Source organism: Tsukamurella sp. II2bb (genome assembly GCF_057815145.1).
On record NZ_JBYPZI010000014.1, the window covers coordinates 22,735 to 43,858 of the forward strand.

Here is a 21,124-nt window from a genome sequence, read left to right on the forward strand (position 1 = left end):
GCGTCCTTTCGTCGATGTGTCACACGGGTGTATGTGATGCGCAACACATCGACCAAAGGTTGCGGGGGGTTGCGTCCTCGCGGGCGGTCACCGGAGCGTCTCGACCACCACCGCGTCGGCGAAGCGATAGGGCTGGGCGGCGATCAGCCCGGAGAGCACGCGCCGCAGCCGCGAGATCTCCGCCCGGACCGTGACGACCCGCGCGGGGTCCCCGAACAGTGATTGCGCGATCTGCGCGGCGGTGTGCCCGCCACCGTCGGCGAGCAGCTCGAGGATCTGAGCATGCCGGGGCGTCAACTGGTGCCGCCACTCGCCGGCCGCCCCGGCGACGGTGACCGACGCGGGCCGTCCGGCCCGCAGGTCGAGAGTCACCCGTGCGGCCGCATCCCGCGGCTCGTGCGCCACGGGGCGCAGCAGCCACCCGCCGGGGAGCGGTTCGACGGTGCACTGCCCCAGCTCCGGGAGCCACAGGTGCGCGGAGTCGACGACCGTCGGCAGGGTGACGCGCGAGCACGGCGCGAGATGACCCACGGCGGCGACCCAGCCGTGCGCGTCGACCACCAGCCCCGGCCCGGCGAGGCCGGCCAGCAGCGGCGCGGCGACGGTGCGCAGCTGGTCCAGGCCCGCCAGGTGCGCCTCGCGCAGCGTCGCCTCGGCCAGGCCCGCGACGGCCGCGACCAGCGCCAGAGTCGTCGGATGCACGGTGGAGGCGGGACCGCTGACGTCGACCACGCCGAGCACCCGGCCGGTGCGGCGGTCCCGGATCGGCGCCGCCGAACAGGTCCAAGGGTGCTGGTTGCGGGCGAAGTGCTCCGCCGAGAAGGTCTGCACCGGCGTCCGCGACGCCAGCGCCGTGCCGATCGCGTTGGTGCCGACGTCGTTCTCCGTCCACGCCGCGCCCTCGATGAAGCCGAGCCGATCGGCCTCGCGGAGCACGCGGGGCGAGCCGCTGCGCCACAGCAGCCGCCCCTCGGCATCGGAGACGACCATGATGCTGGACCCGCCGTCGATGATCGGCGCGAGGCCGGCGGCGAAGTCACCGACCAGGCCCGCGAGCCCCGATTCGCGCCGCAGCCGGGACAGATCCGCCGAGTGGATGGCCGGGCCCGCGCCCGAATCGGGGCGCAGGCCTGCGGCGAGGACGCGCTCCCAGGAGTCGCCGATCACCTCGCGGGGACGCGCGGGCGGCCGTTCCCCGGCCATCGTCGCGTCGTACACCTCTGCCAGCAGGCGCGCGTAGGCCCTGGGGTCGTCTCCGTGCGCCACCGCGGGCTCCACTGCGTGTGCCACCCCTTAATTCTGCATCGCCGTGCGCGTCTGGAGGCGCGATCGTGCGGAACGGTGCAACGGGACGCAACCCTTGTCGCACCCACCGGCCCAGGCGTGTGATTCAGACCACAGCAGCACCGACCGTGAAGGAGACCACACATGACCGCGATCGCGGAATCGGCACCCAGCGTCAGCTCCGGGCCCCAGGAGCGGGTCGACGCCTGGCTCGCGCAGTTCGGGGCGGCTCTCGCCGCGCGCGACATCGCCGCGGCGGCGGACCTGTTCGAACCCGGCGGCTTCTGGCGCGACCTGGTGTCGTTCACCTGGAACCTGCACACCAGCGAGGGCCGTGAGGAGATCGCGGCGATGCTCTCCGAGCGCCTCGACGACGCCGCGCCGAGCGGCTTCGCCACCACGGACCCGGCGTCCGGCGACGAGGTCGCCGAGGCCTTCCTCGAGTTCGAGACGGGCGTCGGCCGCGGCAAGGGGCACGTGCGCATCCGCCAGGGCGAGGACGGCGTCGACCGGGCCTGGACCCTGCTCACCACGCTGCGCGAGCTCAAGGGCCACGAGGAGGGGCAGGGCCCGACGCGCCCCATGGGTGCCGTGCACGGCGCGCACATGAGCGCCCCGACCTGGGCCGAGCGGCGCGAGCAGGAGGAGGCCGAGCTCGGCTACACCGTCCAACCCGACACCCTGGTGATCGGCGGCGGGCAGGGCGGCATCGCGCTCGGGGCGCGCCTGCGGCAGCTCGGCGTCCCCGCGCTCGTGATCGACAAGCACGACCGGCCCGGCGACCAGTGGCGCGGCCGGTACAAGTCGCTGTGCCTGCACGACCCCGTCTGGTACGACCACCTGCCGTACCTGCCCTTCCCCGCCAACTGGCCCGTCTTCGCCCCCAAGGACAAGATCGGCGACTGGCTGGAGATGTACACCCGCGTCATGGAGGTGCCGTACTGGTCGCGTACCGAGGCCCTGTCCGCGTCGTACGACGAGGCGAAGGGCGAGTGGACCGTCGAGGTGAATCGCGACGGCGAGCGCCTCACGCTGCACCCGAAGCAGCTGGTCCTCGCGACGGGAATGTCGGGCAAGCCGAACATCCCCGACTTCCCCGGCATGGACGTCTTCCGAGGCGAGCAGCACCACTCCTCGCAGCACCCGGGACCGGACGCCTACGCGGGCAAGAAGGTCGTGGTGATCGGCGCGAACAACTCCGCGCTCGACATCAGCAAGGCGCTGATCGAGGCCGGTGCCGAGGTCACCATGGTGCAGCGCAGCTCGACCCACATCATCAAGTCCGATTCCCTCATGGAGCACGGCCTCGGCGACCTCTACAGCGAGCGGGCCCTCGCAGCGGGCGTGACCACCGACAAGGCCGACATGATCTTCGCCTCGCTGCCGTACCGGATCATGCACGAGTTCCAGAAGCCGATCTACGACAAGGTCCGCGAGATCGACGCGGACTTCTACCGGGGGCTGGAGGACGCCGGGTACGAGCTGGACTTCGGCGACGACGACTCGGGCCTGTTCATGAAGTACCTGCGCCGCGGCTCGGGCTACTACATCGACGTCGGCGCCGCGGGGCTCATCATCGACGGCTCGATCAAGCTGGCGAAGGGGCAGGTGGACCACCTGACCGAGGACGCCGTCGTGCTGCGGGACGGCACGGTCCTACCCGCCGACCTGGTGGTCTACGCGACCGGCTACGGCTCGATGAACGGCTGGGCCGCCGACCTGATGGGCCAGGAGACCGCGGACAAACTGGGCAAGTGCTGGGGCCTCGGTTCCGAGACCACCAAGGACCCGGGCCCTTGGGAGGGCGAGCAGCGCAACATGTGGAAGCCCACGCGGGTGCCCGGCCTGTGGATGATGGGCGGCAACCTGCACCAGTCGCGGCACTACTCGCTGTACCTGGCGCTGCAGCTCAAGGCCCGGTACGAGGGCATCGACACTCCCGTCTACAAGCTGGCGGACGTGCATCACACCAGCTAGCCCCACCGAAAGACTCCGGCCCCGGCGGCTGCACCTCGTGCGCCGCCGGGGCCGGCTCCATGTCCGGGTCGCTACCGCAGGACCGCCCCCACGGCCTCCGACGCCTTCGCCACCGCGGCGTCACGAGCCGCAGACGCCTCGTCCTCGGTGAGCGTCCGATCGCCCGCGCGGAAGCGCAGGGAGAACGCCAGGGACTTGCGTCCCTCGCCCACCTGCGTGCCGGTGAAGACGTCGAACAGCGAGATCGCCTCGAGCAGGTCCCCTGCGCCGTCGGCGAGAGCCGCCCGGACGGCCTCCGCGGGCACCGCGGCGTCGACGACGACCGCCACGTCCTGCAGGACCGCGGGGAACGGCGAGACGACGGGCGCGGGCAGGTTCTCCACCAGCGGGATCGCGTCGAGGTCGAGTTCGACGGCGCAGGTCCGGGCCGGGAGGCCGGCCCGCTCGAGCACGGCGGGATGCAGCTCGCCCGCGTGCCCGACGACCGTCTCGCCGGCGAGGACCTCGGCGCACCGGCCGGGGTGGAAGGGTGCGTACTGCGCGGCGCGCAGAGTGAGCTCGAGATTGCTCGCGCGCCCGATCTCGCGGACGGCCTCGAAGGCGTCGGTGGCATCCGCCGGACGCGCGGGCCCCCACGGGCCGGCGGTGCCGCGGGCGCCGGCGAAGACGAGCGCGACGTGCTCGGGTTGCCGCGGCAACGAGGCGTTGAGCTCGTCGACCTGCTCCGCGGTCGGGCGACGGTCGACGGGGATCGGGTCGACCGCGGCCGTCGAATCCGTGGGCAGCACGACCTGCGCGATCGTGTACAGCGCGAGGTCGCGCTGACCACGGGAGACGTTGCGCGCCAGGGTCTCGAGCAGGCCCGGGAGCAGCGTCGTCGCGAGCGACGGGCGGTCGGACTCGAGCGGGTTGAGCACCTTGGTGGTGTTCCGGCGCGGGTCGTCGGCCTCGAGGCCCCAGGTGTCGAAGACGTCGGCGGGCAGGAACGGGCTGGTCAGCACCTCGACGTGGCCGGTGTGCGCGAGCGACCGGCTCACGACCCGGCGGCGACGCTGGCGGGCGGTCAGTCCCCGGCCGCCCGGCGCGGCGGGCAGTACCGGCGGGATCTGCTCGAGCCCCTCGAGCCGCAGCACCTCCTCGACGAGGTCGGCCGCCATGGTCAGGTCGGGCCGCCAGGTCGGCGGGGTCACCGTGAGGTTGTGCGGGCCCTCGCCGGTGCTCGACGCGCCGACTCCGTCGACGGTGCAGCCGATCTGGGTGAGGCGGCGCACCGTCGTGCCCGGGGCGTAGGCGATGCCCGCAACCCGGTCCGGGCGGTCCGCCGCGATGGTCACCTGCGGACGCTCCTCGTAGCCGCCGAGGTCGGTGAGCTCGCCCACGACGGTGCCGCCGGCGATCTCGGTGAGCAGGCGCGCGGCCTCGCGGACCGTCCACACGGAGATCGCGGGGTCGACGGTGCGCTCGTACCGCTTCGCGGCGTCCGAGCTGAGCTTGTGCCGCTTGCCGGTGCGGAAGACCTTCACCGGGTTCCAGACCGCGCCCTCGAGGATGACGTTCACCGTGTCGTCGCCGACCTCGGTGGTGGCGCCGCCCATGACACCCGCGAGCGAGACCGGACCGGACTCGTCGACGATGACGGCGTCCTCGGGGTCGAGCTTCCGCTCGACGTGGTCGATGGTCTCGAGGGTCTCCCCGGCGCGGGCGGCGCGGACGACGAGGCCGCCCTGTACGCGGTCGGCGTCGAAGGCGTGCAGCGGCTGGCCGGTGAGCAGCATGAGGTAGTTGGTCACGTCCACCGCCGGGCTGATCGGGCGCACGCCGGAGGTGAGCAGCCGGCGCTGCAGCCACCACGGGCTGACGGCCTTCGGGTCGATGCCCTCGACGCGGAGCGCGGTGAAGCGCGTGCAGCCGGACTCCGCCTCGACGGTGACGTCGACCCCGCCCTCGCCACTGCCGACCTGATCCGACGGGGTGGTGATATCGGTGAAGGGCAGGTCGTAGCCGCAGGCCAGCTCGCGGGCCAGGCCGCGGACGGAGAAGGCGTAGCCGCGGTCGGGCGTCACGTTGAGCTCGATGACGGTGTCGTCCATGCCGAGCACGGGCTTGGCGTCGTCGCCGGGCTGCGCGGTGCCCTCCGGCAGCACGAGGATGCCGGAGTGATCGGTGCCGAGGCCGAGCTCGGACACCGAGCAGATCATCCCGTCGGAGACGTGGTCGTAGGTCTTGCGGGTGGCGATCTCGAAGCCGCCCGGCAGCACGGCACCGGGCAGGGCGGCCACGATGAGGTCGCCCTCGGCGAAGTTCCGGGCGCCGCAGACGATGCCGCGCGGCTCCGCCTCGCCCACGTCCACCTGGCAGAACCGGATGGGCTTGCGGAAGTTCGTCAGCTCCTCGATGTGCGCGACGCGGCCGATCTTCAGCGGGCCGGTCACGGTGTCGAGCGAGTCGAGCTCCTCGACCTCGAAGCCGACGCGCACGAACCCGGCGTCCAGTTCGTCGGCGCTCACGCCCCAGTCGGGGGTGTCGCGGCGGAGGATCTCGGTGAGCCATGACTGTGCAACGCGCACGGTGGAAGTCCTTCTCCTGGGTGAGTCTGGTGCTGGGGCGCGCCGGGCGCTAGCCGCGGACGCCGAAGGGCAGGCTGAAGCGGACGTCGCCCTCGACGATGTCGCGCATGTCGGACAGCCCGGTGCGGAACTGCAGGGTGCGCTCGAGGCCCATGCCGAAGGCGAAGCCCGAGTACTCCTCGGGGTCGATCCCGCAGGCTCGCAGCACGTTCGGGTTGACCATGCCGCAGCCGCCCCACTCGATCCAGCCGGCCCCGCCCTTCTTGTTCGGGAACCACACGTCGACCTCGGCCGACGGTTCCGTGAACGGGAAGTAGTTGGGCCGCATGCGGGTGGTCGTCTCGGGGCCGAACATCGCCTTGGCGAAGGCCTCGAGGGTGCCGCGCAGGTGCGCCATCGTCAGGCCCTTGTCCACGGCGAGGCCCTCGACCTGGCTGAACACCGGGGTGTGCGTGGCGTCGAGCTCGTCGGTGCGGAAGGTGCGGCCCGGGCAGGCCACGTAGATCGGCACGTCGCGGGTGAGCATCGAGCGCACCTGCACCGGCGAGGTGTGGGTGCGCAGCACCTGCCGCGAGCCCTCGGGCGCGATGTAGAAGGTGTCCTGCATGGAGCGCGCCGGGTGATCGGGGAGGAAGTTGAGTGCGTCGAAGTTGAAGTGCTCGGTCTCGACCTCGGGCCCCTCGGCGATCTCCCAACCGATGCCGACGAAGAAGTCGGCCACCTCGTCGGCGATGATGCTCACGGGGTGCCGCGCGCCCTGCGGCGCGCGCGCCGACGGCAGCGTCACGTCGATGGACTCGGAGACGAGCACCGCGGCGTCCCGCTCGGCGTCGAGGACCACCTTCCGCTGCTCGTAGGCGGCCCGGGCCCGGCCCTGCGCGACATTGACGCGCTTACCCGCGTCCTTGCGCTCCTCCTTGGGAATGGAACCCAGTGCCCGCTTGCTCAGCGCGAGCGGCGACTTCTCACCGAGGTGCGCCAGCCGCGCGGCGTTGAGAGCCTCGAGGTCGGACGCGGCGTCGAACGCCCGCGCGGCCTCGTCGGCGAAGGCGTCGAGCGCGGCTTCGCTGAGGTCATCGGCGGGGGCGAGCTGGTCTTCCGACACTGGTCTGGGCTCCTCGGTGAGGGTGGGACGGTACCCGACCAGAGTAGTCGACGGCTCTTTTCAACCGAAAACGCATGACAGCCGCCTTCCGCCCGCGGAGCGGTTCACCGCCGCTCGGGAAGCCACGCGTCCTCGACGACCCCCGCGAGTTCACCCCGGGCCGCCATGAGCCGTCGGTCGCGCACATCCGGCGCCGGTGCGGTGTGATGGATGCATGACCGACCTGACCCGCCTACTGGCCGTGATCGCCGACGAGATCGTGCCGCTCACCCGCGCCGGTGTCGCGGCCGGAAACAAGCTGTTCGGTGCCGCGATCCTCCGCAAGAGCGACCTGAGCACCGTCATCGCCGCGACCAACGACGAGACGTCGAACCCGCTGTGGCACGGCGAGATCCACGCGATCAAGAAGTTCTACGAGCTCGACGACCGCCCGGCTCCCGCGGACTGCGTCTTCCTCGCCACGCACGAGCCCTGCTCGCTGTGCCTGTCCGGCATCGCGTGGTCGGGGTTCGACAACTTCTCCTACCTGTTCAGCCACAGCGATTCCGAGCGGTCCTTCGCCATTCCGCACGACATCAGGATCCTGACCGAGGTGTACGCGGTCCCCGACCCGGACCGCGCAGCGCCGGCGCCGGGGCGCGATCTGTACAACCGTACGAACGCGTTCTTCCGATCGACGGACCTCATGCCCCTCGCGAGGGCGGAGGCACCCGCCGAGGTGGACCGCCTGATCGCCGTCTACGACGAGCTCTCCCGGACGTACCAGGCGAGCAAGAACGCGGACGGCACCGCGGCGGGCAACATCGCCCTCGCATGATGCAACACCGCCGTCACATCGAGGCAATCGATCGACGGATCGGGCTGCCTACCGTCGGGCCATGGCGATCACGACGACGGACGGCGGCACGCCGCGCACGCGACCGGAGGACGAGTACCTGGGTGTGGGGAAGACTCTCGGCTACGGAGTCCAGCACATCCTCGCGATGTTCGGCGGTGTCATCGCCGTTCCGCTGATCGTGGGCGGCGCGGCCGGGTTGGACACCGCGCAGAAGGCGCTCCTCGTCGCGAGCGGCCTGTTCGTCAGCGGCCTGGCGACGGTCCTGCAGACGCTCGCGGTGCCGTTCTTCGGCAGCCGGCTCCCGCTGGTGCAGGGAACCAGCTTCGCGACCGTCTCGACCATCCTCACGATCCTCGCCGGCGACCCCGAACACGGGCTCCGCGTGGTCTTCGGGTCACTCCTGGTCGCCGCGGCCGTCGGTCTGGCCATCACCCCGTTCTTCGCGCGGGTGATCCGCTTCTTCCCACCCGTGGTGACCGGGTCGATCATCACGGTGATCGGCCTGTCGCTCATGCCGGTCGCGGCGGGGTGGATCACGGGACAGCCGACGATCACCGTCGACGGGCGGAGGGTCGCCAATCCGGACTTCGCCGCGCTGCCGAGCATCGGCCTCGCGATGTTCACGTTCCTCACCGTCGTCCTGCTCAGCAAGGTGCGTGTGTTCTCCCGGCTATCGGTACTGCTGGGGCTGATGGTCGGCACCCTCGCCGCCCTGATCTTCGGTCGCGCCGACGTCGGCGCCGTGGGATCCGCGTCCGTGTTCTCGCTCCCCCACCCCTTCGCCTTCGGCGGGCCGATGTTCGAGATCGGCGCGATCATCTCGCTCACCGTCGTGATCCTGGTGACGATGGTCGAGACCACCGCGGACATCCTGGCGGTCGGCGAGGTGGTGGGCACGAAGGTCGACGCGCGCCGCGTCGCCGACGGCATGCGGGCCGACATGGCGTCCTCGCTGCTGGCGCCGGTGTTCAACTCGTTCCCCGCCACGGCGTTCGCGCAGAACGTCGGGCTGGTCGCGCTCACGGGGGTCAAGAGCCGGTTCGCCGTGGCTGCGGGCGGCGCGATCCTCCTGCTCCTCGGGCTGTCGCCGATGGCGGCGGCCTCGTTCAGCGTGATCCCCGGGCCGGTCCTCGGTGGCGCCGGGATCGTCTTGTTCGGCACCGTCGCGGCCAGCGGGATCCGCACCCTCGCCAAGGTCGACTACCAGGGCAACAACAACCTGCTGGTGGTCGCTGCGGCGATCGCCTTCGGCCTGATCCCCGTCGTCTCGACCGACTTCTGGCACGCCTTCCCCGCCTGGTTCGTCGTGATCTTCCACTCCGGCATCAGCGCGGCTGCGATCGTGGCGGTGGTCCTCAACCTGCTGTTCAACGTCCTCCTCCCCGGCGCGCCCGAGCAGCCGTCGATCGTGGCTGCCGGCCCCGCCGTCGGGGTCTCCGACGAGGTCGACGATGCCGCTCAGCGGTCCGACGAGGCCCTCGCGGCACCGTCGGGCACGCAAGCGCAGGGCGCGCGCACGTCCGCCTGAGCGCGCCCCCGGACAGCTGCGTCCCCGTCCTCCGCGCCGGGAGCTTCCGCGCGGGCCAGTGCGCGCGCTGCGATCAGCGCGCCGACGAACCCGCCGAGAGCCCACCACCCCGTCGACGACCCGAGTCCCTCCTTGGCCATGAGCAGCACGGCGACCCCGGCGACGCAGACGAGCCCGCCGACCACCCCGCCGCGCGCACCGGAGGCCGTGATGCGGTCGTCCCACCACGGGATACGACGATGCTCGAGCGGCGAGAGCAGGACGAACAGCGCGGACATCACCACAGCGAAGACCGCGGCGCGCAGCCCCATCAGGCCCCAGAAGCCGGTCTGCGCCGGGTCGGTCGCATCGATCCCGACGGCGTGCAGGCCGAAGGCGGCGACCGCGATCGCCGGAATGTGCCAGAGGTAGAGCGTCATCGCTCCCCCGTTACCGACGGCCACCGGGTACCACACCCGGGGGTTCCGGGCCCAGCGACCGATCGCCGGCGCCGCCGCGACGAAGAGCATGCCGGCCCACACGCAGTGCAGGCCGAGGAGCAGCGTCGGCGGCGTGGTGTTGGAGAAGGTCTCGGTGCCGGTGACCACGAGCGGCACGTCGTACGGACCGACGACGACCGCCGCGACGGCGCCGGCGAAGGCGAGGCCGGCGGTCGCCAGTGCGAACCGCACCGGGATCATCCGCCGGGCGTAGGCGACGCCGATCACGACGGGGATCAGCCACACGAGCAGGAAGTTCGGGAAGCCCCACTCGATCGCCCCGGTGGCGAGCCGCGCACCGTCGACCAGGGCGGACGCGACGAGCAGGCCCACGGCGACCATGGCGAGCGCGAGGGCTCCGCATCGCATCAGCGCCGGTACGAAGGCCAGGACCAGCAGGTACACGCCGATGAACCACAGCAGCGCGACCGCCTCCCCGCCGAGCCGCGCGGCACTCGACTCCCCCAGCAGCACCCGGGTCGCGCCCAGCGCGAGCGACCAGAACGCCAGGTACCAGAACACCGGCCGGGCCAGCCGCTGCGCCCGCCCGAGCAGCCACCCACCCCACGCGGTTCCGGGCGTGAGCCCGTAGGCGCTGCTCGCGGCTCCGGCCAGGAAGAAGAGCGGCATGACCTGCAGCACCCACGTGATGGGCTGCAGTGAAGGCTGCGCGCCGAGCGTGTTGCCGACCCACACGCCCGACGGCGTGACCGTCGCGAGCAGCAGCACGCAGTGGCCGAACATGACGACGAGCAGACTGACGAGCCGGGCGACGTCGATGGCGCGGTCGCGGGCATCCGGGGTGCCGTCGAGGACGGCGGCGCGGGCGGGCAGCAATCTCATGATCACCATGCTTCCGGTGCGGACGCCCTCGCGAATGAGTAGTCCTACGCGACTGTCCCGGGGACTATCCCCGACTCCGATGCCAGCGCGGTCCGCGCCGCCGCAGGATCGCAACCGGCACTGATCACGTTCTCGGTCAGCCACGCGCCGAACCCGCTGGGGGCGCGGGAGTGCGTGCGGGCGGAGGTGGTCACGGTGCCGCTCGTCGTCGCGGTCACCGGGATCATCCCGGCGAGGGCGGCCCCGACGAGCGCGCGGTCCTCGCCGGTGCGCACGGCCGGGAACCCGCCCAGGAACTGATAGACGTCGGCGCGGATCCCGAGGTTGGCCCCGTAGACGTGCTCGTGCCGGCTGCGCACGGGCTGGAGGTCGTCCCACCGAGCGCGTTCCGCAGGCGTGAGTTCCGTCGGGTCGGGACGTACGAGCCCGGTCAGGACGACCGCTCCGTCAGCGGCGTGCCGGTAGTGGGTGGTCAGCCAGTCGAGCGGCACGACGGTGTCGGCGTCGGTGTTCGCCAGCCAGTGGCTGCTCGCGGGCACCGTCGCCCCGGCGAGGACGTGTGCGATGCCGGTCCGGCGCGCCGCTCCGACGGACCCCACGGTGAGCGCGAGCGTCGCCACCGCGTTCCCCTCGGCGATGAGCGCCGTGGCGTCCGTGCAGGTGTCGAGCACGACCAGAGTGTGCACGACCGGTGCATCCGCTCCGAGTTCGGCGGAGAGATGCGCGCGTGCGGCGGCGATCGACGACAGGCACCGCCCGATGACGCGCTCCTCGTCGCGCGCGGGAACGATCACGGTGATGCGCGACAGCGATGCGGACGTCATCGCGCGCACCACAGTCGGAGCTCGTAGTCGGGCGACAGCGGAACCGCGTCGGTGTGCCGGCGCTGCTCGACGAACCCCGGGTGCTCGTCGATCGCCCGGTGCACGGCCGCGCCGTCGAGCGGCCAGCCCTCGATCGGGTGGCACCAGTGACAGCCGAGCAGCCATCCACGGTCCGCCACGAGCACGTCGTGGATCCGGTCGAGAGTCGCGCGCAGCTCCGCAGGGCTCAGGAAGTAGCCGACCTCCGAGAGAACGACCAGGTCGTACTGCGCGGCGCCGATGTCCGCAGGGGCGGCACCGGCAAGGACCGTCACTCCGCTCAGGTGCGCGGTCGCGGCGCGGGCGGCGGCCCGTGCGCTGGGCGACGGCTCGAGCGCGTCGACGTGGGGCGCGCGCTGCGCGAGCTCCGCGGTCAGCGCACCGACCGAGCAGCCGATCTCCAGCACGCGTCGCAGCGGCGGCAGCCGGTCGATCACCGCCGTGGTCGCGGCACGCTTGTCCCGCTCGTACCGCGACCCGACGTCCCAGGGATCGTTCGAGGTGCGGTGCAAGGGCTCGAACGCCTGGTGGTCGGTCGGCGACGGCGGGCGCACGTAGTGCTCGTCGTCGCGGGTAAAGTGCGCGACGACCCGACTCGGCAGCACCGCGCCGTCTTCGGGAGCCGGTGACAGCGGCAGGGTCTGGGACCGATGGGCGTCGATCGCCGTCGCCTTCGCCGCCCGCGCGGCGGGGCTGAGACGGTGACTACGCAGTGGAACGCCGTCCAGTCGCTCCGGTGTCGCCCAGTGCCAGAACCAGATCGGGTACTCGAGGAAGGCCGCGTCGGTGCGCGCCGCGGCCGCCGCGCCCGCACGCCCGGCGGCGGCGTGGTCCGGGTGACCGTCGTCCCGCCACGGCGCGATGACGACGGTGCCGGGCCCGTCGCGGCCGACGGCGTCGACGATCGCCGCGGTGAGCGGCTCGTGGTGGTCGCCGACCCGGCCGTCGGGGAGGCCGACGGCCACGAGCCCGATAGGCGCGCCGCCGGCGGCGAGGAGCCCGAGCGCGTGCTCCATCTCGGTGCGCCGGAGTGCGGCGAGATCGGCCGGGGTGTGCGTCGGCGATCCCGGGTGGGACGCCTCACCCCAGGTCGCGAGGACCACCGTCACCTGCGCCCCGTCGTTGATCGCGTCGTGGATCAGCCCGCCGCACCCGAGCGTCTCGTCGTCGGGGTGCGCGGAGACCACCACGAGGCGGGGGCGCACGCCGACCGCGGGCGCCGCGGCGGCGGCGAGTGCCGGCCGCCAGGAGGCCTCACTCGTGCCCGGATCGTTCGAGGAGAAGCGCGGCGGGACGGCGGTTCCGGGAGACGTAGCGGTCACAGGACGAGCCCTCCGTGTTCGAGCGACCAGCGGCCCAGCGCGGCCTCGTCACGCTCGGCGTGTTCCTGGCGCAGGTAGATCTCCAGGTCGGCGACGCGGGCGGCGTGCCGGGGGTCGCGGACCAGCGGCGTCGGCCCGAGCGCATGGCCGGTCCGTTCGATGACCTCCTCCGCCGCCGCGCGCACGGCCCGCCGGGCGAGGAGCGCGAGGGCCGGGGCGTCCGCAGGCTCCGAGCCCCGACCCGACGGTGCCGTCAGCCGCGCCGCGGCATCCGCGAGCACGCACCGCGCCTGGTGCAGGGCCGCCTCGACCGCGCCGAGATGCATCGATCCGATCTGGTCGCCGCGCCCTCCCGCGGTGGCGCGCCGCAGCGTGCGCCCGATCGCGACGGCCGCGCCGAACCACACCGCGGCGACCCGGATCCCACCGGCAGCGAAGCCCGGCCGGGTCAGGTACCAGTCGTCGCCGCCGACCGGCACCGCGGGAACTCGCGTGAAAGTCAGTGCCGGGGAGGCGATCGCGGTCAGCCCGCGCGCGACCCACGGATCGTCGCCGATCTCGGCGTCCGCGGTCCGCACCGCGAACAACCGGCGGGTGGTCGGGCCGGTCCACGCGGTGACCAGGGCGCTGTCCACGAGGCCGGCGAGGGAGCACCAGGGCTTCGTGCCCGTGAGGAGCCACGCCCCGTCGACCTCCTCCGCGGTGAGCCTGGCGGTCGAACTCTCCGCGGCGTAGACGCCCCACCCGCCGGCCGCGCCGGCCCGGGGAGGCCGCGTCCCCGCCTCGTCGAGGATGGTCAGGGCGTCCACGTGGGGCTCGACCGTGCGGGCGACGGTGAGGTCGACCGCGCCGAGCGTGGCCATCACCGACCACTCCTCCGCGAGGCCCGCCGCCGACGTGAAGGCCTCCGTCAGAGCGGGCAGCCGACCCACCGTCGCGACGGGGTCCCCGCGGACGTCGTCCGCGGCGGCAGCCACGTCCGCCAGCAGACGGGCGGAGGCCCGGCCGGCGCCGATATCGACCGGGGCGTCGGCGGCCCGGCTGTGCTCGCCCGTCATCCCTCGCCCGTCATCCGACGACGTCGCGGTCCCAGAACCGCAGCGCCCGGCAGGAAGCGAGGAACGCGGTCACCGACTTCTTGGTGGTCAGTCGCGCGCATCCGTCGTCGAGCCGCGACAGCAGCCCGGCCTTCTCCAGCAGCACGTCCGCGTGCTCGCCCAGGCCGAGGAACTTGAAGTGGTGGAAGGCGTCGTTGACGAAGTCCTTGGCCGCGGGGTCGAGCGCGAGTTCCGGGCCTCCTTCGACGGACGGGATCACGGCCACCGCATCGAACAGCACCGACGGTGACCCCGCCAGCTGCCCGTCCACCGGCGCGGCCGAGCCGTCGCCCAGTGTCACGCCGGCGACCTTCGGAGCGAGGACGACGACGTTCGCGCCGGCCTTCTCCGCCGCCTCCCGCAGCTGGTCGAACAGCTTCGCGTCGCTGCCCTCGGTGATGAGCACCGCGAGCGTGCGGCCCGCGAAGGTCTCGGGCGGATTGCGGAGGATGCTCACCTCGGGCGCGAGCGGCAGGTCTGTCCGCACCGGTGCGAACGGCTCGCTCGCCGCCGGCGTGGCGATGCCGATCCCCTCCGCGATGCGACTGGCAAGGGCCTCGTCGACGTTGACCAGGTTGGCGACCACGCGCTCGCGGATCGACGGGTCCTCGACCTTGCTGAGTTCGAAGACGAATCCGTCGACGATGTGGTCTTGCTCCACGTCGGTCTGGCTGAGCCAGAACACCCGCGCCTGGCTGTAGTGGTCGGCGAAGGACTCCGGCCGCAGGCGTGCCTTCAGGCCGCCGACCTCGGTACGCAGCGACGTCACGCTCGCCAGTTGCGGCCGCGCGCGGGGTCCCGGATCGGGGTGGCCGTTGGGTTCGTAGTTCACCGGCCCGGACGGCACGAGGGTCTGCATGTGCCCGTCCCGGGCGAAGTTGGCGACCGGACACCGCGGCGCGTTGATCGGCAACTGGGTGAAGTTGGGGCTCCCGAGCCGGGACAGCTGCGTGTCGAGGTAGGAGAAGTTGCGTCCTTGCAGCAGCGGGTCTTCGGTGAAATCAATGCCCGGAACGACGTTAGCGGTGCAGAAGGCCACCTGCTCGATCTCCGCGAATTCGTTGTCCACCACCCGGTCCAGTGTCATCCGTCCCACGATGCGCAGCGGGATCATCTCTTCGGGGATCAGCTTGGTCGGATCGAGCGGGTCGAAGTCCAGTGCGTCGGCGGTCTCCTGGTCGAACAGCTGAACCGCGAGGTCCCACTGCGGAAGGTCGCCGCCCTTGATCGCGTTCCACAGGTCCTTGCGGTGGTAGTCCGGGTCGGCGCCGTTGATCTTCACCGCCTCGTTCCAGATCACCGACTGGCACCCGAGTACCGGCTTCCAGTGGAACTTGACGTACGTCGGGGCGCCCTCCGCGTCGAGGAACCGGAAGGTGTGCACGCCGAAGCCCTCCATGAACCGGAACGATCGCGGAATCGCCCGGTCGGACATCTGCCACAGCGTCATATGCGTGGCCTCGGGCATGAACGAGATGAAGTCCCAGAAGTTGTCGTGCGCGGATTGCGCCTGCGGGAACCCGCGATCGGGCTCCTCCTTCACGGCGTGCACCAGGTCCGGGAACTTCATCGCGTCCTGGATGAAGAAGACCGGGATGTTGTTGCCGACGAGGTCCCAGTTGCCCTGCTGGGTGTAGAACTTCACCGCGAAGCCGCGGACGTCGCGCGCGAGGTCGAAGGAGCCGGCCCGGCCCGCGACCGTGGAGAAGCGTACGAACACCGGGGTCGTGCGGCCCTTGCGGGCGAACAGGTCCGCGACGGTGACATCAGCCAGCGAGTCGGTCACCTCTAAGACGCCGTGCGCGCCGTACCCGCGCGCGTGGACGACGCGCTCCGGAATCCGCTCGTGATCGAACCGGAAGATCTTCTCCCGCAACACCTGATCCTCGAGCAGCGTCGGTCCCGGCGCACCGGCCTTCAGCGAGTTCTGGTTGTCCGCCACCGGCGCACCCTGCGCGGTGGTCAGCACCGGCGCACTGTCGAAGCTCTGATGCACCTCGCCGGCGTTGCCGGTCTCGGTGACGCGGCGCCGTTCTGCGGCCTCGTTCACGTTCTCTCCTCGTCGATGGTCCTGGAATGCGAGCTCCGCTCACCACGGACCTGCGTAGGGCTGGACGGCCCTCGGGTCGGAACTGTCACTCCAATCTCCTGTTGCGGCAGGAGTGTCCGGCGAGTACACGGTCACGGAGGGCGCGAATCTGAGACCTCACGGGCGTGTGTGCGCACACGAACACACCGCACCGTGATCTCAATGCGACGAAAGCCAGCCGTTAGACAAGCTTCCAAACGGGTACGTTAGCACCCGGCTCCATCGAAGGGAAGGTGAACCGATCGACATCGGCGGGCCCGCGCCCGCTCGTCGCCGCCCGTGTTGTTAGATGTGTCGTCAGACGGCGATCGACGCCCGCCGGTTCGTGATCCTCCAGAATCGAGACGACCATGACACAGTCGCGCACGTCCGGCGCACCGGACGCCGAGCCCGACGGCGACCTCCCTCCCGTGCTGAGCGCAATGACGGCGATATCGCGGGATATCGCACGGACGCCCGGGGTCGAGGAGACGCTGACGAGCGTGACGCGCGCCTGCGTCGATCTTCTCCCCTGCGTGGTGGCCGCGTCGGTCCTCAGCGTCGAGGGGCCGGAGAAGCACAGCTCATTGGGGCCGACGTCGGCGCTCGCGACGAGCCTCGACGAACTGCAGAACCGTCTTCAGGAGGGACCGTGCTGGGACGCGGCCACGTCCGACGCGGTGACTCGGGCTCCCGATCTGTCGGCGGACGATCGATGGCCGCGTTTCGGCCCCGCAGCCGTCGCGTCCGGGGTGCGGAGCATGCTCTCGTTCCGGCTGTTCACCTTCGACCGGCGTGTCGCCGCGCTCAACCTCTTCGCCGAGGCCACGGACGCCTTCTCCGACGAGGCCGAGACGATCGGCGGAATGCTCGCCACCCACGCGGCGACCGCGATGACCGCCAACGACCGGGAGCTGCAGTTCCGTTCGGCGCTCGCCAGCCGCGACCTGATCGGCCAGGCCAAGGGGATCCTGATGGAGCGGTACGACATCGACGCCGTGCGCGCTTTCGAGCTGCTGTCGACACTGTCGAGTGACCGCAACATCCGGCTGGCGGATCTGGCCGCCAAGATCGTCGCGGAGCGGGGCTCCGGCCGGCGCTGACCGCTACGCCCGGTTCTGCACGCGCGAACTCGCGTACAGGCAGATCGACGCGGCGGTAGCGAGGTTGAGCGACTCGGCGCGGCCGCGGATCGGAATGGCGATGCGGTGGTCCGCGAGGTCCTGCAGTGCCCGCGGCAGCCCGTGCGCCTCGTTGCCGAACAGCCAGGCCGTGGGGCCGGCGAGCAGCTCGTCGGCGTCGTCGAGGGAGACCTCGCCGTCGGCGGCGGTGGCGAGCACCGTCAGGCCGGCGGTCTTGAGCTGCGTGATCGCGGCGATGGCATCGCGCTCCTGCACGACGGGCAGGTGGAAGACGGATCCGGCGGAGGCGCGCACGACCTTGCCGTTCATCGGGTCGACGGCGTCGCCTGCGAGGAGCACGGCGTCGGCGCCGACGGCGTCGGCCACGCGGATGACGGTGCCGGCATTACCGGGCTCGGCGATGTCGACGGGCACGGCGACCAGCCGCGCACCGTCGGGCACCCGGGCCTGGGGCAGGGCCCGGCAGATCGCCACGATGCCGGGCGGGGTGACGGTGTCCGACAGGCCCCGCATGGCGCGCTCGGTCACGTACGCCTCGCGACCGGTGAGGAGGCCGGGGTACCGGGCAGCGCCCTCCTCGGTGACGAAGAGCTCCTCGACGAGGCCCGCCTCGAGCGCGGAGGTGACCGCGTTGGCGCCCTCCGCGAGAAACCGGCCCGCCTTGCGGCGACCTGCGGAGCGCAAGAGCTTGGATGCGGCAACGACCCGCGGGGTCCGCTCCGTGAAGAGCTGGTCCGCGGGTCGTTGCGAGTACTGCGTCAAGTTACGCGACGGGCGCGTTCACGTCGGCCGGGAGCGCCTTGCGGGCGATCTCCACGAGCGCGGTGAAGGCGGCCGGATCGGAGACGGCGATCTCGGCGAGGTTCTTGCGGTCGACCTCGACGCCGGCCAGGTTCAGGCCCTGGATCAGGCGGTTGTAGGTCAGGTCGTTGGCCCGCGCCGCGGCGTTGATGCGCGTGATCCACAGCTTGCGGAAGTCGCCCTTGCGCGCACGGCGGTCGCGGTACGCGTAGGTCAGCGAGTGGAGCTGCTGCTCCTTGGCCTTGCGGTAGAGGCGCGACCGCTGGCCGCGGTAGCCCTTCGAGGCCTCGAGGATGGAACGACGCTTCTTCTGAGCGTTCACTGCGCGCTTGACGCGTGCCATAGGTCTTCGTCCTTACGTGATGAAAGTTCTAGCGGGTTCTGGCGAGGCGGCTTACTTGCCGAGCAGCTTCTTGACGCGACGCACGTCGGCGGGCGCGACCTCGGCCACACCGTCGAGGCGACGGGTCACGCGCGAGCTCTTGTGCTCGAGCAGGTGCCGGCGGCCGGCCTTCTGGCGCAGGACCTTGCCGCTACCCGAGATCTTGAAGCGCTTCGCGGTACCGCTGTGGGACTTGTTCTTCGGCATGTGTTCGTCTCTCTTGTCTCGTTCGTGCCGGGCGCGACGTACGTCGCTACTCGGCCGGAGCCTCGGGCGCGGCGGGCCGCGCCACCGGGGCTTCCTTGTCCTGCTGCGCCTTGGCGCGGGTCTTCGCACCCTTGTGCGGGGCGAGGACCATGGTCATGTTGCGGCCGTCCTGCTTCGCCGACGTCTCGACGAAGCCGTACTCGGCGACGTCGGCGCCGAGGCGCTGCAGCAGACGGAATCCCAGTTCCGGGCGCGACTGCTCGCGGCCGCGGAACATGATCGTGACCTTGACCTTCGAGCCCTGCTCCAGGAAGCGGACGACGTGCCCCTTCTTGGTCTCGTAGTCGTGGTCGTCGATCTTCGGGCGGAGCTTCTGCTCCTTGATCACGGTCAGCTGCTGGTTCTTCCGCGACTCGCGCAGCTTCTGCGCCGCCTCGTACTTGAACTTGCCGTAGTCCATGATCTTGCACACGGGCGGGCGGGCGTTCGGCGCCACCTCGACCAGGTCGAGATCCGCCTCGTACGCCAGCTTGAGCGCATCTTCAACTCGCACGATCCCGACCTGCTCGCCGCCGGGGCCGACGAGTCGGACCTCGGGAACGCGGATCTGACCGTTGGTGCGTGTCTCAGTGCTGATGGGGCCTCCTTGAATAGGTGCTCGTGTCTCGTTGCGAGCGGTCTTCACTCGTAGACCGCCGCGCAGCCGACGAGGCCCACCAAGTCCCACACAGCGAAAAGGCCCCGACCAGGAATTCACCTGACGGGGCCCACACCGACCGATTCGGGCCCCCGACGGCGTACGCCGGCGATCGACCCCTCCTTGAACAAGGAGACCGCCACAGGAATTCCTCACGGATTCCGTGGCGGCGACCGGACCAGCCGACCAAGGGTCGACGTGGTGGGAGTGGACTCCACTTGCTGCCCCGGGCATAGCCGGAGCGGTCGCACATGACAGTGTAGCAGTCGTGAGTGAGAATCCGAATTCGTCCCCCGAGCCCGACACCCTGGAACGCCTGGTCGCGGATTCGCCATCGATCGAGGTCATTTCGAGCGCCTGGATGCTGCTGATGAGCGCCGCGGCGGAGAAGCTCGGCCTCACGGCCGCGGACGGCGACGGGACCGGCGCCTTCGATCCGCGCGAGAGCCCGCACTTCGACCTCGACGAGGCCCGCCGCCTCATCACCGCGCTCGCCGGGCTGACCACGGCGTCCGTCGAGTACCTCGGCCCCCATGCGGGGCCGTACCGGGACGGGCTCAAGTCCCTCCAGCTCGCCTTCCGGGAGTACAGCAGCTATCCCGACGAACCGGGCCACGGTCCGGGCGAGAAATACACGGGACCGGTGTACGGATAACCCTCAGGGTTATCCCCCAAGTACACCCTGACCTGCGTAAACAGGTCTAGTGTTCCAGGTCACACCGGGCGTACCGTTCTCTCATGAAACGAATGCGAACGCTCGCGGCCGGCGTATTGGTCGCTGCAGGAGTACTTGCCCCACTCGGGGGCGTGACCGCCGCGACCGCGTCGGCCGCCCCGACCCCCGCGGTCTCGCACCCCGCATACCCCGGGGGCCCCGGGGGCGGATGGTGCCAGCCCGGACGGTGGGTGCCCGGCTACTGGACACCGGGCCGCTGGCACGCCGGCTGGTGGTCACCCGGCTACTGGCGTCCGGGCTGGTTCGACGGCTATCGGTGGCGTCCCGGCTACTGGGTGCAGCCGCGATGGAACCCGGGCTGGTACGAGCAGGGGCGGTGGATCCCCGCCCGCTGGGAGCCCGGCCGCTGCTACCCGCCGCGCTGACCACAGACCATCCCTCGCCGACAACGGACGGGCCCTCAGTCGCATCCCCGCGACCGAGGGCCCGTTTCGGCTTTTTCGTGAGCAGTAGTCACGACCACGGGCGATCGGCGTAGCGTCCGAATCACGACGCGTGGGGGCCTACTCGATGGCCGTGGACAGCAGGAGGCGTACGCCGAGCTCGAATCGGTCGCCGGCGGGAGTGGCGAGTATCGACGGGAACGCCGCCGCGGTCGACGGGAAGCGGGTCACGTCGATCGATGATCGCATCTGCTCGAGCCTCGTCGCGTCACCGTGCAGTGCGTTGAGGGCCTGCTCGTCGATGCACGTACCGATCACGAAGTGCCGCAGGATCGCCAGGCGCTCCGCGGCGGCCTCCGCCGACAGGCCTGCGTCGTGCCACGCGGCCAGCACGGATTCGATCACGTCCAGACTGGCCGGGTTCGTGGCGAAGGTACCGGCGAAAACGCGGGCGCCGTCTCGGTGACTGAGCATTGCACGACGCAGCGCGCGTGCCCAGCGCGTGATGCACTCGCGCCACGGGGCACGACGGTCCGCGGCCGTCATCATCGCCGCGGCGTCCGCACTCAGAGCAGCGGCCATGGCCCCGAAGATGTCCTGCTTGGACTTCAGGTGCCAGTACAACGTCGGAGCACGAACCCCCAGCTCTGCGGCGAGAGCGCGCATCGTGACGCCGTCGATCCCCTCCCTGTCGAGGACCTGCAGTCCGGCTCGCGCGATCGCGTCGCGGGTCACTCGCTCCACCACTGCCGCAGATTAGCACCGATCGACCTCTTTCCCGAACGATGATACGGTTTTCTCTAAC

Annotated in this window: 19 protein-coding genes; 6 read left to right on the forward strand and 13 right to left on the reverse strand. The window is 71.3% G+C overall.

Annotated elements, in window-relative coordinates; genetic code table 11:
- Window positions 1-87: 87 nt before the first annotated feature.
- Window positions 88-1,290 (reverse strand): GAF domain-containing protein, encoded by a 1,203-nt coding sequence (locus AC21LY_RS22890; protein WP_489048879.1) that lies wholly within the window; start codon window positions 1,288-1,290, stop codon window positions 88-90.
- A 138-nt stretch (window positions 1,291-1,428) separates the two neighbouring features.
- Here AC21LY_RS22890 and AC21LY_RS22895 point away from each other — a divergent pair, with 138 nt between their 5' ends.
- Window positions 1,429-3,261 (forward strand): flavin-containing monooxygenase, encoded by a 1,833-nt coding sequence (locus tag AC21LY_RS22895; protein WP_489048880.1) that lies wholly within the window; start codon window positions 1,429-1,431, stop codon window positions 3,259-3,261.
- Between the two features lie 71 nt (window positions 3,262-3,332).
- On the opposite strand, the gene pheT is transcribed toward AC21LY_RS22895, so the two are convergent.
- Together pheT and pheS are read right to left on the reverse strand one after the other, a co-directional pair.
- Window positions 3,333-5,828, reverse strand: coding sequence for a phenylalanine--tRNA ligase subunit beta (gene pheT, locus AC21LY_RS22900; protein WP_489048881.1), 2,496 nt, complete (start codon window positions 5,826-5,828; stop codon window positions 3,333-3,335).
- A gap of 49 nt (window positions 5,829-5,877) precedes the next feature.
- Window positions 5,878-6,933, reverse strand: a complete 1,056-nt coding sequence (pheS, locus tag AC21LY_RS22905; protein ID WP_489048882.1) for a phenylalanine--tRNA ligase subunit alpha — start codon at window positions 6,931-6,933, stop codon at window positions 5,878-5,880.
- Window positions 6,934-7,147: 214 nt separating this feature from the next.
- Here pheS and AC21LY_RS22910 point away from each other — a divergent pair, with 214 nt between their 5' ends.
- Window positions 7,148-7,750, forward strand: coding sequence for a nucleoside deaminase (locus tag AC21LY_RS22910; RefSeq protein ID WP_489048883.1), 603 nt, complete (start codon window positions 7,148-7,150; stop codon window positions 7,748-7,750).
- Between the two features lie 61 nt (window positions 7,751-7,811).
- Window positions 7,812-9,299: a nucleobase:cation symporter-2 family protein gene (locus AC21LY_RS22915; RefSeq protein WP_489048884.1), complete on the forward strand. Its 1,488-nt coding sequence runs from the start codon at window positions 7,812-7,814 to the stop codon at window positions 9,297-9,299.
- On the opposite strand, the gene AC21LY_RS22920 is transcribed toward AC21LY_RS22915, so the two are convergent.
- From AC21LY_RS22920 to AC21LY_RS22940, 5 genes are read right to left on the reverse strand one after another with little or no spacing between them, the layout of a single operon-like run.
- The gene (locus AC21LY_RS22920) at window positions 9,230-10,630 is read right to left on the reverse strand and encodes an acyltransferase family protein (protein WP_489048885.1); all 1,401 of its coding nucleotides are present in this window, start codon (window positions 10,628-10,630) and stop codon (window positions 9,230-9,232) included. The two genes, AC21LY_RS22915 and AC21LY_RS22920, sit on opposite strands and share 70 nt — an antisense overlap.
- A 35-nt stretch (window positions 10,631-10,665) precedes the next feature.
- Window positions 10,666-11,445 carry a glycosyltransferase family 2 protein gene (locus AC21LY_RS22925; RefSeq protein ID WP_489048886.1) on the reverse strand — a complete coding sequence of 260 codons (780 nt, stop codon included), beginning with the start codon at window positions 11,443-11,445 and terminating at the stop codon, window positions 10,666-10,668.
- Window positions 11,442-12,806: a PIG-L family deacetylase gene (locus AC21LY_RS22930; protein WP_489048887.1), complete on the reverse strand. Its 1,365-nt coding sequence runs from the start codon at window positions 12,804-12,806 to the stop codon at window positions 11,442-11,444. Before AC21LY_RS22930 ends, AC21LY_RS22925 begins: the two co-directional genes overlap by 4 nt.
- The gene (locus AC21LY_RS22935) at window positions 12,803-13,864 is read right to left on the reverse strand and encodes an acyl-CoA dehydrogenase (RefSeq protein ID WP_489048888.1); all 1,062 of its coding nucleotides are present in this window, start codon (window positions 13,862-13,864) and stop codon (window positions 12,803-12,805) included. The genes AC21LY_RS22930 and AC21LY_RS22935 overlap by 4 nt, the downstream gene beginning before the upstream one ends.
- Window positions 13,865-13,874: 10 nt before the next feature.
- The gene (locus AC21LY_RS22940; protein WP_489048890.1) at window positions 13,875-15,953 is read right to left on the reverse strand and encodes a catalase; all 2,079 of its coding nucleotides are present in this window, start codon (window positions 15,951-15,953) and stop codon (window positions 13,875-13,877) included.
- A gap of 389 nt (window positions 15,954-16,342) precedes the next feature.
- Between AC21LY_RS22940 and AC21LY_RS22945 the strand changes: the two genes are divergently transcribed.
- Window positions 16,343-17,074, forward strand: coding sequence for a GAF and ANTAR domain-containing protein (locus tag AC21LY_RS22945; RefSeq protein WP_489048891.1), 732 nt, complete (start codon window positions 16,343-16,345; stop codon window positions 17,072-17,074).
- 3 nt (window positions 17,075-17,077) lie between these two features.
- On the opposite strand, the gene AC21LY_RS22950 is transcribed toward AC21LY_RS22945, so the two are convergent.
- From AC21LY_RS22950 to infC, 4 genes are read right to left on the reverse strand one after another with little or no spacing between them, the layout of a single operon-like run.
- Window positions 17,078-17,875 carry a TrmH family RNA methyltransferase gene (locus AC21LY_RS22950; RefSeq protein WP_489048892.1) on the reverse strand — a complete coding sequence of 266 codons (798 nt, stop codon included), beginning with the start codon at window positions 17,873-17,875 and terminating at the stop codon, window positions 17,078-17,080.
- 1 nt (window position 17,876) lies between these two features.
- Entirely contained in the window at window positions 17,877-18,257 is a 381-nt protein-coding gene (rplT, locus tag AC21LY_RS22955) for a 50S ribosomal protein L20 (RefSeq protein ID WP_146437342.1), read from the reverse strand.
- Window positions 18,258-18,308: 51 nt separating this feature from the next.
- Window positions 18,309-18,503 (reverse strand): 50S ribosomal protein L35, encoded by a 195-nt coding sequence (rpmI, locus tag AC21LY_RS22960; RefSeq protein WP_013127045.1) that lies wholly within the window; start codon window positions 18,501-18,503, stop codon window positions 18,309-18,311.
- Between the two features lie 46 nt (window positions 18,504-18,549).
- On the reverse strand, window positions 18,550-19,188 hold the full coding sequence (infC, locus tag AC21LY_RS22965) for a translation initiation factor IF-3 (protein WP_146437343.1): 639 nt from the start codon (window positions 19,186-19,188) through the stop codon (window positions 18,550-18,552).
- 280 nt (window positions 19,189-19,468) lie between these two features.
- On the opposite strand from infC, the gene AC21LY_RS22970 reads away from it, so the two are divergent.
- Together AC21LY_RS22970 and AC21LY_RS22975 are read left to right on the forward strand one after the other, a co-directional pair.
- Window positions 19,469-19,855 carry a recombinase RecA gene (locus AC21LY_RS22970; protein WP_489048893.1) on the forward strand — a complete coding sequence of 129 codons (387 nt, stop codon included), beginning with the start codon at window positions 19,469-19,471 and terminating at the stop codon, window positions 19,853-19,855.
- A gap of 83 nt (window positions 19,856-19,938) precedes the next feature.
- Window positions 19,939-20,301 (forward strand): hypothetical protein, encoded by a 363-nt coding sequence (locus AC21LY_RS22975; RefSeq protein WP_489048894.1) that lies wholly within the window; start codon window positions 19,939-19,941, stop codon window positions 20,299-20,301.
- 138 nt (window positions 20,302-20,439) lie between these two features.
- Here AC21LY_RS22975 and AC21LY_RS22980 read toward each other — a convergent pair whose 3' ends face one another.
- Entirely contained in the window at window positions 20,440-21,066 is a 627-nt protein-coding gene (locus AC21LY_RS22980) for a TetR/AcrR family transcriptional regulator (RefSeq protein WP_489048895.1), read from the reverse strand.
- Window positions 21,067-21,124 lie beyond the last annotated feature (58 nt).